This window comes from Streptantibioticus cattleyicolor NRRL 8057 = DSM 46488 (assembly GCF_000240165.1).
In the GTDB taxonomy this organism is placed as follows: Bacteria; Actinomycetota; Actinomycetes; order Streptomycetales; family Streptomycetaceae; genus Streptantibioticus; species Streptantibioticus cattleyicolor.
In genome coordinates this window covers 5,004,485-5,018,525 of record NC_017586.1, presented here as the reverse complement: position 1 = coordinate 5,018,525, position 14,041 = coordinate 5,004,485, and the positions used below count along the sequence as shown (strand labels likewise).

11 protein-coding genes are annotated in these 14,041 nt (G+C 71.5%); 5 read left to right on the top strand and 6 right to left on the bottom strand.

Annotated elements, in window-relative coordinates; genetic code table 11:
• Window positions 1–89 precede the first annotated feature (89 nt).
• A complete protein-coding gene (locus SCATT_RS22015) occupies window positions 90–1,298 on the bottom strand; it encodes an AAA family ATPase (RefSeq protein ID WP_014145361.1) in 1,209 nt (402 codons plus the stop codon).
• Between the two features lie 178 nt (window positions 1,299–1,476).
• Here SCATT_RS22015 and SCATT_RS22010 point away from each other — a divergent pair, with 178 nt between their 5' ends.
• The 3 genes from SCATT_RS22010 (at window position 1,477) to SCATT_RS22000 (ending at window position 6,830) form a co-directional block, all read left to right on the top strand.
• Entirely contained in the window at window positions 1,477–2,103 is a 627-nt protein-coding gene (locus SCATT_RS22010; protein WP_014145360.1) for a glycoside hydrolase family 25 protein, read from the top strand.
• 410 nt (window positions 2,104–2,513) lie between these two features.
• Window positions 2,514–2,948 (top strand): effector-associated constant component EACC1, encoded by a 435-nt coding sequence (locus tag SCATT_RS22005; RefSeq protein ID WP_014145359.1) that lies wholly within the window; start codon window positions 2,514–2,516, stop codon window positions 2,946–2,948.
• Window positions 2,949–2,954: 6 nt separating this feature from the next.
• On the top strand, window positions 2,955–6,830 hold the full coding sequence (locus SCATT_RS22000) for a caspase, EACC1-associated type (RefSeq protein ID WP_014145358.1): 3,876 nt from the start codon (window positions 2,955–2,957) through the stop codon (window positions 6,828–6,830).
• Window positions 6,831–6,901: 71 nt separating this feature from the next.
• Here the strand turns inward: SCATT_RS22000 and SCATT_RS21995 are convergent, their stop codons facing one another.
• Both SCATT_RS21995 and SCATT_RS21990 read right to left on the bottom strand, forming a co-directional pair.
• A complete protein-coding gene (locus SCATT_RS21995; protein WP_014145357.1) occupies window positions 6,902–8,269 on the bottom strand; it encodes a class I SAM-dependent RNA methyltransferase in 1,368 nt (455 codons plus the stop codon).
• A 132-nt stretch (window positions 8,270–8,401) separates the two neighbouring features.
• Window positions 8,402–10,471: an APC family permease gene (locus SCATT_RS21990; protein ID WP_014628505.1), complete on the bottom strand. Its 2,070-nt coding sequence runs from the start codon at window positions 10,469–10,471 to the stop codon at window positions 8,402–8,404.
• A 175-nt stretch (window positions 10,472–10,646) separates the two neighbouring features.
• Between SCATT_RS21990 and SCATT_RS21985 the strand changes: the two genes are divergently transcribed.
• The gene (locus tag SCATT_RS21985; protein WP_014628504.1) at window positions 10,647–11,315 is read left to right on the top strand and encodes a potassium channel family protein; all 669 of its coding nucleotides are present in this window, start codon (window positions 10,647–10,649) and stop codon (window positions 11,313–11,315) included.
• Window positions 11,312–11,992 (top strand): potassium channel family protein, encoded by a 681-nt coding sequence (locus tag SCATT_RS21980; RefSeq protein WP_014145354.1) that lies wholly within the window; start codon window positions 11,312–11,314, stop codon window positions 11,990–11,992. Before SCATT_RS21985 ends, SCATT_RS21980 begins: the two co-directional genes overlap by 4 nt.
• 65 nt (window positions 11,993–12,057) lie before the next feature.
• Here SCATT_RS21980 and SCATT_RS21975 read toward each other — a convergent pair whose 3' ends face one another.
• The 3 genes from SCATT_RS21975 to SCATT_RS21965 form a co-directional block, all read right to left on the bottom strand.
• Entirely contained in the window at window positions 12,058–12,777 is a 720-nt protein-coding gene (locus SCATT_RS21975; RefSeq protein WP_014145353.1) for a DUF3159 domain-containing protein, read from the bottom strand.
• A 3-nt stretch (window positions 12,778–12,780) separates the two neighbouring features.
• The gene (locus SCATT_RS21970; protein WP_014145352.1) at window positions 12,781–13,179 is read right to left on the bottom strand and encodes an OB-fold nucleic acid binding domain-containing protein; all 399 of its coding nucleotides are present in this window, start codon (window positions 13,177–13,179) and stop codon (window positions 12,781–12,783) included.
• A 143-nt stretch (window positions 13,180–13,322) separates the two neighbouring features.
• Window positions 13,323–14,039: a response regulator gene (locus SCATT_RS21965; protein ID WP_042507677.1), complete on the bottom strand. Its 717-nt coding sequence runs from the start codon at window positions 14,037–14,039 to the stop codon at window positions 13,323–13,325.
• Window positions 14,040–14,041 lie beyond the last annotated feature (2 nt).

The following is a 14,041-nucleotide window of genomic DNA, read 5'->3' as shown; positions in this document are numbered from 1 at the left end:
GACGCGCCGCGCACGCCCCCGTCCCGTACGTCAGCGCCCCCGCGACCCGTCCGTACGCCCGCGCCCCCGTCCCGTACGCCCACCTCCGCTCACTCGCCGTCCGCCTCCCCCAGCTCGATCACCTCGGCCCCCTCCCCCGCCCACCCGGTGCCGTACGCGGTGGCCGCGACGCGTACGTGGCCGCGGGCGGTGGCGCGGGCGGCCAGGGAGAGGAGTTGCCGGGTCTGGACGGCGTCCATGCCGGTGTCGAGGCCGTCCGCGAGGACGGTCATGGCCTGCAGGGCGGCGGGCACCTCGGCGGCGTGGTCCATCTCCAGCACGTCGGGCCCGGTGAGCAGCACCAACGCCATGGCCAGGAAGCGCAGTTCGCCGTCGCCGAGCCGGTCGAACGGGGTGAGCCCGAGCGGTCCGCGGTCGAGGGCCGCCATCACCCGGCCGCTGCCGCCGCGTTCCACGGTGACCACCCCGGCGACGGGCCCCGCGCACGCCTCCCGGGCAGCGGCCACCAGCGCGGCGTGCCGGGTACGGCACTCGTCCCGGGTGCGGTGGAGCACCGCCGAGAGGTTGTCGCACCCGCCGCGCAACCGCCCGTCCCCGACCGGCACCGGCCCGCGCATCCGTTCCGGCCGCGGATCCACCGGGAAGACCGAGCGCAGCGCGACCAGCACCTGCTCGGCGGCGGCCACCACCAGCCGCTGTCCCGGCGTGCTGCCGGCCACCCGCAGCGGCAGCGAGGCGGTGACCAGCCGGTCGTCCGGCAACGGCGTCCGCGCGCCGGGGGCGCCGTCCGCGGTGTGGCGCACCGCCTCGACGCACCGCCGGGCCGGGTCCCGCAACGCGGTGGACAGCAGCACGCGGTCGCCCGCGGTGAGCCGTTCGCCCACGACGCGCACCTCGGGCTCGGTCTGCACGGCGAGGTCGAGCCGCACGGTGCCCTGCGGGCCCGCCACCGAGCAGCCGAGGCGGAAGCCACGGCGCCCTTGTCCGTCCGACGCGCCCCCTTGCGGGGCGCACGCGCCGGCGCCACCGCGCACCACCGCCGCGATGGCGTCCTCCACCGCCTCGCCCCGGCCCAGCAGCGCCAGCAGGGACAGCGCCTCCAGCACACTGGTCTTCCCGCTGCCGCCCGGCCCGGCGAAGACGGTGACCGGGGCGAGCCCGAAGGCCGCCCCGCGATGGCGCTTGAACGCCGACAACCGCACCTCGGCGAGGACCGGCCGCACCCCGCCCCCGTCCGCCCGCGCACCCGCGGCCGTTCCCCGCGCTTCCCCGACATCCGGCCTGTCACTGACGGTCACGGAAGCGACCGTAGCCACCCACGAGTGAGCGGAACCGTTCCGCCTGCTCCGCGCTCCTCCGAACGGGCTACGGTGGCCGCGTGACGGGGTAAACCACCGTCAAACCCCTATAGCGTCCGCCACGCCCCGTGGCGGCCCGCCCCGCCTCACCCCCCCACGAACGAGGAGGCGCACACCCATGCTCAACGGCATCGACGTCAGCTCGTACCAGCCCACCGACTACTCGGCCTCCGGGCTGGCCTTCGTCTTCATCAAGGTCACCGAGGGCATGTCCTACGTCAACCCCAAATGGGTCGCCCAACGTGCCACCGCCCGCAAAGCCGGGATCGTCACCGGCTTCTACCACTACCCGCACATCGCCAACTCGGCCGTGACGGAGGCCGATCACTTCCTCAAGCAGCTCGAACTCGCCGACGGCGACGTCCTCTGCCTCGACTGGGAGTGGTACGGCCAGAACGTCTCCGACGCCGACGCCCGCACCTACAAGGACTCCTGGCTGCGCCACGTCAAGGAGAAGTGCCCCGGCCACCGCGTCATCCTCTACTGCGACCGCAACAACTGGCTCTCCGTCGACACCGACTCCTCCTGCGCCGACGGCCTGTGGATCGCCGACTACACCACCCCCGGCCACCCCCGCATCAAACACCCCTGGCTCTTCCACCAGTACAGCAGCAACCCCCTCGACAAGAACGTCGCCAACTTCCCCGGCCCCGACGACCTCCGCCAATGGGCCGGCGTCCGCACCTCGGCGATCCCGGAGCGCAGCGGGGGTGAGGGGGAGGAGTCCGCGGTGCGGGAGGGGTGAGGGGGACGGAACGGCACGCCTCGCCGTTCCGTCTCTCCGCCGGGTGAGCCTCCCGCCTTCCGTCACGTGACGGGGCGGCCGGCCACCGCAGCCTTGCCGCGCCACAGCCAGGGGCAGCGCCGGCGGCCTCGACTGGACAGCGGCGGCGTCGCTCCGCGCTGGTGCCGCCGATGCGAGCGAGCCCGGCGGAATCGCCCCTCCCTCACGCTGTCCGATACGGGCATCGGCGCCCGGCACCGCAGACTGCTCAGTGCGGCCGGGGGGACGGAACGGTGTCCCGCGTCGCGCGGTCGAAGTGAGAATCGCGTCAACCAGCGGCGGATTTTCGGAAATTGAGTGTTCCCTCTCGTCACCGCTCCAGTAACTTGCCAGAGGATCGAAGGCGACCGCAGACGGGGCAAGGGAGAGGCGTGAGCGACGACAACACCGGCGAAGAACGGCCACAACTGCTGATCTCTGTGATCGACGACGACCCGCTGAGGGCGCGCAGCGACGCCCGGGAACTTCTGGCCGAACTGTCCGCAACCGACCCGACGGCCGCGCTTCGCCTGCCTTCGGCCACTCCTTCCCCGGGCACCCTCAAAGGGGCCGACGTCCTGGGGGTCGTCGATCTGGCCCTGAACGCCGGCTCGTTGGCAGCCGCCTGCGTTCAGGTGTGGCTCGCCAAGGTGCCGCAGCGCACCATCGTCGCGACCCGCCCTGACGGGACCAGCTTGCGGATCACGGGTCGCGAGGCCCGGGAGGACGAGGAGCTTCTCGAACGTTTCCTGACCGGCGACCGGCCCATGACGGTCAGCGCGGACGAAGGGACGCCGGGCCGGAACGACACCTCCGCGGCAGGCTGACCGAGGGTGCTCGACAACGACCGGTACGCCATGCTGATCGGCGTTTCCACCTACGACAGCGACGCGTACCACGACCTTCCAGCGGTACGCGCCGACCTGCACTACATGCAGGCAGTCCTGCAGCACACGGAAATCGGTCTGTACAACGAATGCGACGTGGTCACCGAGCCGACACGCGCCGAGATGCTGCACGCGATCGAGTCGTTCCTCGAAGAGCGCCAGCAGAGCGAGACCGCGCTGCTGTACTTCAGCGGGCACGGGGAGTTCTGCGAGGCCGACGGTCAGCTGTACTTCCTCACCCGCGACAGCGACCCTGCCGATCTGCCCCGCACCGCCGTGTCGGCGGAGTTCCTCGAGCGAACGCTGCAGTCCTGCCGGGCCGCGTCCAAGATCGTGCTGCTCGACTGCTGCGCCAGCGGCTCGGTCGTTCAGGGCTGGCGCGCCAAAGGTGCGGACGCTTCCGTGCCGGAAGCAACGGATCACAGCACTCTGCTGCGTCCCACCGGGGTCTACTTCATCACCGCCTCCGACGCGCTGCAGCCCGCGTCCGCCATGGCTCCGGAAGGCTCGACGCTGGGCACCTCCCGGTTCACAGGTGAGATCGTCGAGGGGCTGCGGAACGGACGGATCAAGGACAGCGGGTGGATTTCGCCGGACGACCTCTTCGAGTATCTGACCGCGCGGATGGTGCGCAAGGGTCTGCCGAAGGAACAGCGCCCGACCAAGTCGACCATCCGCGCGACCCACACGCTCTACTTCGCCAGGTCCGTGGCGCGCCCGGTGAGTCTTCCCACGCCACCCGACGAGTCGCCTGCCGTGTCCACCGCTCAGCTCAAAGCCCGCGAGCGCGCTGCGGCCGACGCCGAGAGCGCCAGTGACTGGCAGCGGCTGCTCCGCTACTACGCCCAGTGCCTGAGCGCCCAGGCTGCCGCCGGCATGCTGCCGGACCGGCGGGCCGGACGGAATTCGCAGTACTTCCTCGTCGACGAGGGGCCCGAGACCATTCAGTCCGGTCTGGGCTCGGAGCTGCCGGCCCCGCCACAACTGCCCGGTGCGCGCGCTGCCGAGGACGTCGTCTCGAAAGGCCGGTCAGGCGGGGCCGCCGATGAACGCGAGTACTGGTACGGCTACCCCGCCGTAACGCTCCCCCAGCGCGGCGCGGGCGGGCGGCGCACAAACGTGGGCATCGCACCGCTGCTCATCCAGCAGATGGAGCTGGTTCCGGACGAGAGCGGACGCCCGGTACTCATTCCGAGCGGGGTGCCCTCCCTGCACACCAAGGTGGTCACCGAGCTTCTTTCCGAGGACGAGGGTGCCCAGTTGCTCGCCCGCTGGCAGCCGACCTGGCAGCAGGGCAATGACGCGCAGATGCTCAAGGCGGTAAGGGAGTTGCTCGCCGAGCTTGGGCTGCCAGAACTCGAACCACTCGACACCTCGGCGCTCCGTGCGGACTCCGTCAACGAGGCCCTGCGCCCCGGCGCCCACAACGCCGCGGTGATCCTTGCCCCGTCAAGCGTCGAACGGTTCGCCACCGACGGCCTGGTGGAGAATCTGCTGACCATTTCCACACGCACGGAGGAGATCCCCGGCACGGCTCTGGACGCGCTGCTGAACCCCGCCGCCCCGTCTTCGGAGAACGATCCGGTACTCGTGGTCGCCGCCGGGCCGGCCAACGAGAGCCAGGAGCAGGTGGTCGTCTCCGCGATGACGCAACCCCTGACCGTGGCGACCGGGCCGCCCGGGACCGGAAAGAGCGAGGTCGTCACCGCGGTGGTCGCCACGTGCGCCGCGGCCGGGGAGTCGGTTCTTGTGGCGTCCACCAACAACGAAGCCGTGGACGTCGTCGCCAGAAGGTGCGACGAGATCGCTCCTGGCCTGCTGATGCGTACCGGGAACGTGGACGCCTTGGTCAAGGAAGCCGGAAAGCTCGAGGAGTTGCTCTCGGCCCCGCCTCCGCGGCTTGGCCGCAGCCCGGCCACTGTGGCGGGTGAGCTGCGCAACCTCGGCTCCCACGCCGACGCCCTGCGCGACCAGGCCGGGCGATGTGTCGAGGGCGAGGTGCGACTGGCCGGGGTTCTGGAGCAGCGCACGAAGCACGCCGAGAAGATCGGCCTTCCGGTACCACTCCTGTCACAGATGTGGCCGGCGGAGGACGGCTCCGCACTGGCCCGTTGGGAAACACGGGCCCGGGCGGCGGCCACGGCAAGGGGCTGGTGGGGACGCTGGCGGCGGAAGCGTGCGATGGGGGCGTTCATCGCCGCTGCCGGCCCCGAGGTGGCCGCGGGGCTGCCGACGTGGGCCGGCGAACGCCCCGTCGCGGGGGAGGTCCTCAAAGATCTCGCGGACGTGACGGACCTCGAACGGCGGGTGCGTGAACTCACTCGCGACCAGCTCACCCACGACGAGGAGGCCGTACGTCAGGCCCGCAGCGACTGCGCCAGAACGCGCGCCGAGCTGTCGGCGGAACTGTGCGCGGCGGTGTCGGCCGAGGCGCTGAGCCGCGGGCGATCGCTGGTGAACCAGCGCCTCCAGTCGCTGCGGCAGCGATCGGGTACCCAGCGCAGTCAGCTGAATCTGCTGCGCCACCTGAAGGGCTGGGCGATCACCACGCACGCGGTGCGTCAGCTGAAGCTGACCCCGAACCTCTTCGACCTGGTCGTGATCGACGAGGCCAGCCAGTGTTCGATCGCCGCGGTCCTGCCGTTGCTCTTCCGAGCCCGGCGAGCTCTGATCATCGGTGATCCGATGCAGTTGAGCCACATCCCCGGCATCTCACCGGAGCAGGAGCGTCAGGCGCGTGTCAGGGCGGGGCTGAGCGCGGCATGGCTGGAGGACCGACGGCTCGCCTACCACGTCCACTCCTCCTACCAAGCCGCCGCGCAGAACGGCGACTCCGCCCTGCTCCTCGACGAGCACTACCGCTGCCATCCGCAGATCGCCGACATCGTCAACCGCTACTGCTACTCCGGCGCCCTTGAGATCCTGACCGACGTACGCCGGCAAGTACCCGCGATCGACCTCATGGGCAAGGACGTAACCGGTCCCGTGCTGGCCTGGGCGGACGTTCCTGCCGGCGAGTCCGCACGCGGCCCCGGCGGAAAATCGTGGCGCAACCCCTCCGAAGCTGCAGCCGTGGCCGAAATCGTGAACGAGCTGCTGAGCCGCCTGCCGGAATCCGCGACGGTAGGTGTGGTGACCCCCTTCCGCGCGCAGAAGGAAGTTCTGGAACGCATGGTGGGCAGCGACCGGGTGCGGGTGGGCACGGTGCACGCCTTCCAAGGCGGTCAGCGCGATGTCATGGTTCTCAGCCCGGTGGCGACCACCAACACGCCTCCCAGGACCGCCTACTGGGTGGCGAGCCAGGTGAACCTGTGGAACGTCGCGATCACCCGCGCAAGATCTCAGTTGATCACTGTGGGCGACCACGGCTACTGGCAGCAGCAGACCGGTCTGCCACATCTGCTGTCGTCGCGCTCGGTCTTGTGGCACCGGGGACGGGCCGTCGACGCGGGCCCCGCGCCCGTACCCGAGCCGGGCCCGCGGCAGGACCCACGCCGCAGGCATCTCGCCGACATGGTGCAGCGGTTCCTCGCCTCACGAGGCGTCGCCGAACTCGAACGGGACGCCGTGGTCGGTGGGCAACAGGTCGACCTGCTGTACACCGCGGCCGAGGGCAACACGGCTGTGCTGATCGACACCGGGCCGCCCCAGGGCCGCGATCCGGCACGGCACCTGCGCTTGCTGCACGAGCGGGCCGGCCTGCTGACAGGACTGCCGTCCGGCGGCCGGGGTGCGAAGGCCGACGACGTCCAGCGAGTTGTCCGCGTCCCCGCCTGGCGCGTTCTCGCGGGTCCGCAGGCGCTGGTGCCGTTGTTCGACTGAGCGACCAGTCGGCCCCGTACGGCCGGCCGGGGAACGGCACCGGCGACGCGGCAGACCCCGTCTTGCGACGGCTAGTGGCGAGCGGCCCCCGAGGCCTCCTTCTCCACTCTCTCCAACACCGCCACGCACTCCACATGATGCGTCATCGGGAACAGGTCGAACGCCCGCAGGGAGACCGGGTGGTAGCCGGAGGCGGCGAAGTAGGAGAGGTCGCGGGCGAGGGCGGCGGGGTCGCAGGCTACGTAGGCGATGGCGCGGGCGCCGAGGGTGGTCAGGTGGTCGACGGTGGCGCGGCCGGCGCCGGAGCGCGGGGGGTCGAGGACGATCAGGTCGGTCTCGGTGATCCCGGTGCGCGGCAGCACCTGTTCCACCTTGCCCTGCTGGATCCGGACCCGGTCCAGGTCGGCGAGGTTGTGCCGGGCGTCCTCGACGGCGCGCTTGCCGGACTCGATGCCGAGGACGGCACCGCGTTCGCCGACCGCCTCGGCGAGGGCTCCGGCGAAGAGGCCGGCGCCACAGTACAGGTCGAGGGCGGTCTCGCCGGGGCGGGGCTTGAGCCCGGCCAGGACGGCGTCCACGAGGATGTCGGCGGCGCGCGGGTGGACCTGCCAGAAGCCTCCGGCGCCGACCCGCCAGGTGCGTCCGGCGGCGCGTTCGCGGACGAAAGGGCGTCCGTGCACCCGGTGGATGCCGCCCTGGTCGTCGACGCGGAGCACGGAGACCGGGCGGTCGAGCTCGATCAGCGGCAGCCGGGCGCCGGGGGCAGGGGTGACGACGACCTGGCGGTCGGAGGAGCCGGTGGCGGCGATCGCCTCCACGGCGGTGATGCCGGGCCACTGGCGGGCCTCGACGCCGAGTTCGCTGACCTCCCGGGCGGCGATCATGCAGTGGTCGACCGGTTCGACCTCGTGCGAGCGGTGGCGGCGCAGCCCCGCGCGGCCGTCGGCGTCGACGGCGTACTGGACCCGGGTGCGCCAGGCCGGCACCTCACCCTTGGCCACCTTGTCGCCGGGGGCGGGCTCCACGGTGCCGTCCCAGCCGGCCTGTTCGGGGGTGAGCCCGGCGAGGCGGGCGAGCTGTTCGGTGATGACGGCGGCCTTGAGGCGGCGCTGGGCGCCGGGGGCGACGTGCTGGAAGTCACAGCCGCCGCAGCGGCCGGGGCCGGCGTAGGGGCAGGGCGCGGCCACCCGGTCCGGGGCGGCGGTGAGCACCTCGACGGCGTCGGCGCGCAGGAAGCGGGAGTCCTCGTCGCCCTCGGTGACCTCGGCGATCACCCGTTCCCCGGGGAGCGTGTGGCGGACGAAGAGCACCCGGCCCTCGTGGCGGGCGATGCAGTGGCCGCCGTGGGCGACCGGGCCCACCTCGACCTCGTACCGCCGGCCCACCAGCGAGGCCGCCGTCCGGTCCTTCGTACGGTTCACACGCGAGCGGTCGGTCATCGGCGGTGGTGCTCCAAGGCAGGTGGGGTCGGGGCGGTTCGCCCCGTGGCAACAGCCCTCCAGTCTACGTGCCGGTGGGCCGGTCCCGTCCCGGTGCGGGACGGGGACCGGCCCACCGGCGGGCGGGGCGGGTCACTCCCCCGCGACCGGCTCCTTGGCGCGCGGTTCCTTGCGGGGCGGGCCGATCTGGCCGCGGCGCACGGAGCCGGGGGCGCTCCACTCGTGGCGCCGCTTGAGCCGCTTGCGGGCCCGTTCGCTGGAGTCGAGCTGCCAGGGCACCGAGGTGACCATCACGCCCGGGGTGAACAGCAGCCGGCCCTTGAGCCGCAGGGCGCTCTGGTTGTGCAGCAGGTGCTCGTACCAGCGGCCGACGACGTACTCGGGGATGTAGACGCTGATCACGTCGCGCGGCGAGGCGCGGCGCTGGGCGCGGACGTACTCGATGATGGGTCGGGTTATCTCCCGGTAGGGGGAGTCGAGGACCTTCAGCGGGACGTCGATGCCGTGGCGTTCCCAGTCGTCCTGGAGGGACTTGGTCTCGGCCGGGTCGACGTTGATGCTGAGCGCCTCCAGGGTGTCGGAGCGGAAGAGCCGGGCGTAGGAGAGCGCGCGCAGCGTGGGCTTGTGGACCTTGGAGACCAGCACGATGGCGTGGACCCGGGAGGGCACCGCGAGGTCGTCGTCGGCCTGGCCGGGGACGGGCGCGGCCAGTTCGTCGGAGATGCTGTCGTAGTGCCGCCGGATGCCGGTCATCAGCAGGAAGAACAGCGCCATGCCGAGCACCGCCACCCAGGCGCCGTGGGTGAACTTGGTCAGCAGCACGATGACCAGGACCAGGCCGGTGAGGAAGGCGCCGAAGGTGTTGATCGCCCGGGAGCGGATCATCCGGCGGCGGGTCGCGGGGTCGGTCTCGGTGGCCAGGTGGCGGTTCCAGTGCCGGACCATGCCGGTCTGGCTGAGGGTGAAGGAGACGAAGACGCCGACGATGTACAGCTGGAGCAGCCGGTTGGAGTCGGCGCCGTAGAGGTAGACCAGCAGGCCGGCGAAGAGCGCCAGCAGCACGATGCCGTTGCTGAAGGCGAGCCGGTCGCCGCGGGTGTGCAGCTGGCGCGGCAGGTAGCGGTCCTGGGCGAGGATCGAGCCGAGCACCGGGAAGCCGTTGTAGGCGGTGTTGGCGGCCAGGAAGAGCACCAGCGCGGTGACCGCGGACAGGAAGACGAACGGGATCGAGCCGTTGCCGAAGACGGCGGCGGCGACCTGGGTGATCACCGGGTCCTGGGTGAAGCCGGAGCCCACCGGGTGGCCGTCGCGCAGCAGGTCGGTCGCCGGGTTCTCGGCCATCCGCACGTGGGTGTAGAGGGCGAGGGTGATGATGCCGATGAACATCACCACGGCGAGGCCGCCCATCAGGGCCAGCGTGGTCGCCGCGTTCTTGCTCTTGGGCTTGCGGAAGGCGGGGACGCCGTTGCTGATGGCCTCCACGCCGGTGAGCGCGGCGCAGCCGGAGGAGAAGGCGCGCAGCAGCAGGAAGAGCATGGCGAAGCCGCCGATGCCGTGGACCTCGGCGTGGACGGTCAGGTCGGCGGTGGGGGCCTTCATGTGGCCGGAGAAGGCCAGTGCCCGGACGGCACCCCATATGATCATCACGCAGACGCCGCCGACGAAGGCGTAGGTCGGGATGGCGAAGATCGTCCCCGACTCGCGCACCCCGCGCAGGTTCATCAGGGTGAGCAGCCCGATGACCACCAGGGCGCAGAGCACCTTGTGCTCGATGACGAAAGGCACCGCCGAGCCGAGGTTCTCGATGCCGGAGGAGATCGAGACGGCCACCGTCATCACGTAGTCGACCAGCAGCGCGCTGGCCACGGTGAGCCCGGCCTTGGGGCCGAGGTTGGTGGTGGCCACCTCGTAGTCGCCGCCGCCGCTGGGGTAGGCGTGGACGTTCTGGCGGTAGGAGGCGACCACCGTGAACATCAGCACCACGATGGCGACGGTGATCCACGGGCTGAGGTGGTAGGCCGACACGCCCGCCACGGAGAGGACCAGCAGCACCTCTCCCGGCGCGTAGGCGACGGAGGAGAGCGGGTCGGAGGCGAAGACGGGCAGGGCGATGCGCTTGGGCAGCAGGGTCTCGCCCAGCTTGTCGCTGCGCAGCGCCCGGCCGATCAAGATCCGTTTCGGCAGGTCGGTCAGTTTGGACACCCGAGGATGTTAAGGGTTCGTCAATAATGGCGGGCAACCCCCACCCCCTTCTCCCGGCACGGCACCCTTCCTGCCGCGGGCAACGCCACGGTGTCACCCGTGCGTGTGTAGCTTTGGCCGCGGTCTGAGACGCTGGGAAGGTCTCGGACGAGTGACAACAGCCGGAAGGACAGGCGTGCACGTCGTAATCATGGGCTGCGGGCGGGTGGGAGCCACCCTGGCCCAGAGCCTGGAAGCGCTGGGTCATACGGTCGCTGTGGTCGACCAGGACCCCACGGCCTTCCGCCGTCTCGGGTCCGGGTTCGCCGGGCGCCGGGTGACCGGGGTCGGCTTCGACCAGGACACCTTGCGTGAGGCCGGCATCGAGGAGGCCGGTGCGTTCGCCGCGGTCAGCAGCGGTGACAACTCCAACATCATCGCGGCGCGGGTCGCCCGGGAGATGTTCGGCGTCCAGAAGGTGGCCGCCCGGATCTACGACCCGCGGCGCGCGGAGGTCTACCAGCGCCTGGGCATCCCCACGGTGGCCACCGTGCGGTGGACCGCCGACCAGATGCTGCGCCGGCTGCTGCCGTCCGGCGCCGAGCCGCTGTGGCGGGACCCCAGCGGCGGGGTGCAGCTGGCCGAGGTGCAGACCTCGGTCAAGTGGGTCGGTGAGCGCGTCAGCAAGCTCCAGGAGGAGACCGGGGCGCGCGTGGCCTTCATCACCCGGTTGGGTGAAGCGGTGCTGCCGGAGGCCGCCACCGTGCTGCAGGAAGGCGACCTGGTGCACGTGATCATGCGCACCGACGAGGTCGAGAAGGTCGAGGCGGCGTTCGCCGAGGGCCCCGAGGAGAGTCGTTCATGAGGGTCGCGATCGCCGGAGCGGGCGCGGTGGGCCGGTCCATCGCCGGAGAGCTCCTGGAGAACGGGCACGAGGTGCTGCTCGTCGACAAGAACCCGTCGTCCATCTCGGTGGAGCGGGTGCCGCAGGCCGAGTGGCTGCTGGCGGACGCCTGCGAGATCACCTCGCTGGACGAGGCGGCGCTCCAGCGCTGCAACGTGGTCATCGCGGCCACCGGCGACGACAAGGTGAACCTGGTCGTCTCGCTGCTGGCCAAGACCGAGTACGGGGTGCCCCGGGTGGTCGCCCGGGTCAACAACCCCAAGAACGAGTGGCTGTTCAACGAGGCGTGGGGGGTGGACGTCGCCGTCTCCACCCCGCGGCTGATGTCGGCCCTGGTGGAGGAGGCCGTCAGCGTCGGTGACCTGGTGCGGCTGCTGCGCTTCAGCCAGGGCGACGCCAACCTGGTGGAGCTGACGCTGCCGCCGGAGGCCGCGCTGGTCGGCACCCGGGTCGGTGAGGTGCAGTGGCCCACCGACACCTCGCTGGTGACGATAATCCGCGGCCACCGGGTGCTCACCCCGGCCAAGGAGGACGCCCTGGAGGCCGGGGACGAGCTGCTCTTCGTGGCCGCGCCCGACCGGGAGGAGCAGCTGGAGGAGTTGCTGTCGGTCACCCGCGAGCCGGGCGCCGAGGGGTAACGCCGACCGGACGCGGCAGGGCCCGGAACCCGTGCGGGGGTTCCGGGCCCTGTGGCGTACCGGGGTTACGCGGCCTCGCGTCCGGCCTCGGCCTTCTCGGCGGCCTCCATCTCGGCGATCACGTCGATCGGCGGCGGCGCCTTGGCCAGGAAGATCCAGGTCAGGTAGACCGCGAGCAGGAACGGCGGGATGCCCAGGGCCACCTTGACCCAGCCGAGCTGGGTGGCGTCGCCGAACCAGTACAGCGGGAAGAGGATCGCCGACTTGACCAGCAGGATGATCCCCCAGGCCCAGGTGGAGCGGGTGTAGGCGCGGAAGCGGCCGGGGTTGCGGGTACGCCAGGAGAGGTTCTCCCGCATGATCGGCCCGAGCAGCACCCCGATCAGCGGGAAGCGCACCAGCGCCGAGATCACGTAGGCCACCGCCAGACCCAGGGTGTAGAGCATGCCGGGCAGGTAGAAGTTCTTGGCGTTGCCCGACAGCATGGCGAAGAACGCACCGAAGGCGATGCCGAAGACGCCGCTGAAGGCGTGCTTGAGGGTCTGCTTGCGCACCAGCCGGGCGACGGCCAGCACCAGGCTGAGCGCCAGCGCGGCCACCGCGGAGGTGGTGATGTCGTGCCAGGCGGTGAAGACGGCGACGAAGACCAGCCCGGGGACGGTGGTGTCCACCATGCCCCACACGCCGCCGAACGCCTCCAGCAGCGCCGCGTCGGCCGCCGCCTTGGAGGCGGCGCGCCGGTCCTCGTCGATGATCTGCCCGGTCGGTTCGTTGGTGGACGCCACCGGCTACTCCTGTCCGATCGGACGCAGCTCGTACTTGGGGTTGAAGAGCACCCGGCGGCCCCGGTTGAGGGCGATCCGGCCGGAGGCGATGATCCTGCGTCCGGGTTCTATGCCGGCGATGTTGCGGCGGCCGAGCCAGACCACGTCCAGCGGGGCGGTGCCGTCGAACAGCTCCGCCTCCAGCGCGGGGACCCCGGCGCGCGGGCGCAGGGTGACGGTGCGCAGCGTGCCGGTGACGGTGACGACCTGGCGGTCCTGGCAGTCCTGGATCCGGACGCAGCCGACCGAGGCGGTGTCCTTGCGGAGCTCTTCGGAGTCCAGCTCCTCCTGGGACGGGGCGATGCGGTCGATGAACCGGCGGAAGACGCCGGACGGACGGCCCGAACGGGTGGCACCACTCATGAGGGCAAGGTTACCGGGCGCCACCCCGGTGCCGCGGTCTTCCGGATCTCCCTCACGGCTCGAAGCGGTAGCCCATGCCCGGCTCGGTGATGCTGCAGTCTTCCGGGGGACGACCCCCGTACCCCCGGCCCCCCGGATCTCCCTCACGGCTCGAAGCGGTAGCCCATGCCCGGCTCGGTGATGAAGTGGCGGGGGTGGGCGGGGTCGGCTTCGAGTTTGCGGCGCAGCTGGGCCATGTAGACGCGCAGGTAGTTGGTCTCGGTGCCGTAGGCCGGGCCCCAGACCTCCTGGAGCAGCTGTTTCTGGCTGACCAGCCGGCCGGGGGTGCGCACCAGCACCTCCAGCAGGTGCCACTCGGTGGGGGTGAGCCGTACGTCGGTGCCGTCCCGGTTGACCTTCTTGGCGGCCAGGTCGACGGTGAAGGAGTCGGTCTCCACGGTGACCGCCTCCTCGCCGTCGCCGCCCGGGGCGGCGCGGCGTACCGCGGCGCGCAGCCGGGCGAGGAGTTCGTCCATGCCGAACGGCTTGGTGACGTAGTCGTCGGCGCCGGCGTCGAGCGCCTCGACCTTCTCGTCGGAGGCCTGGCGGGCGGAGAGCACGATGATCGGCACCCGGGTCCAGCCGCGCAGCCCCTTGATCACCTCGGTGCCGTCCATGTCGGGCAGGCCGAGGTCGAGGACGACCACGTCGGGGTGGCGGGCGGCGGCCAGTTGCAGGGCGGTGGCGCCGTCGGGGGCGGCGTCCACCTCGTACTTGCGGGCCCGCAGGTTGATCACGAGGGCGCGGACGATCTGCGGCTCGTCGTCGACCACGAGCACCCGCACCGGGGTACGGGGCTGCCCCCCTGAGGGCTGGGGCATGG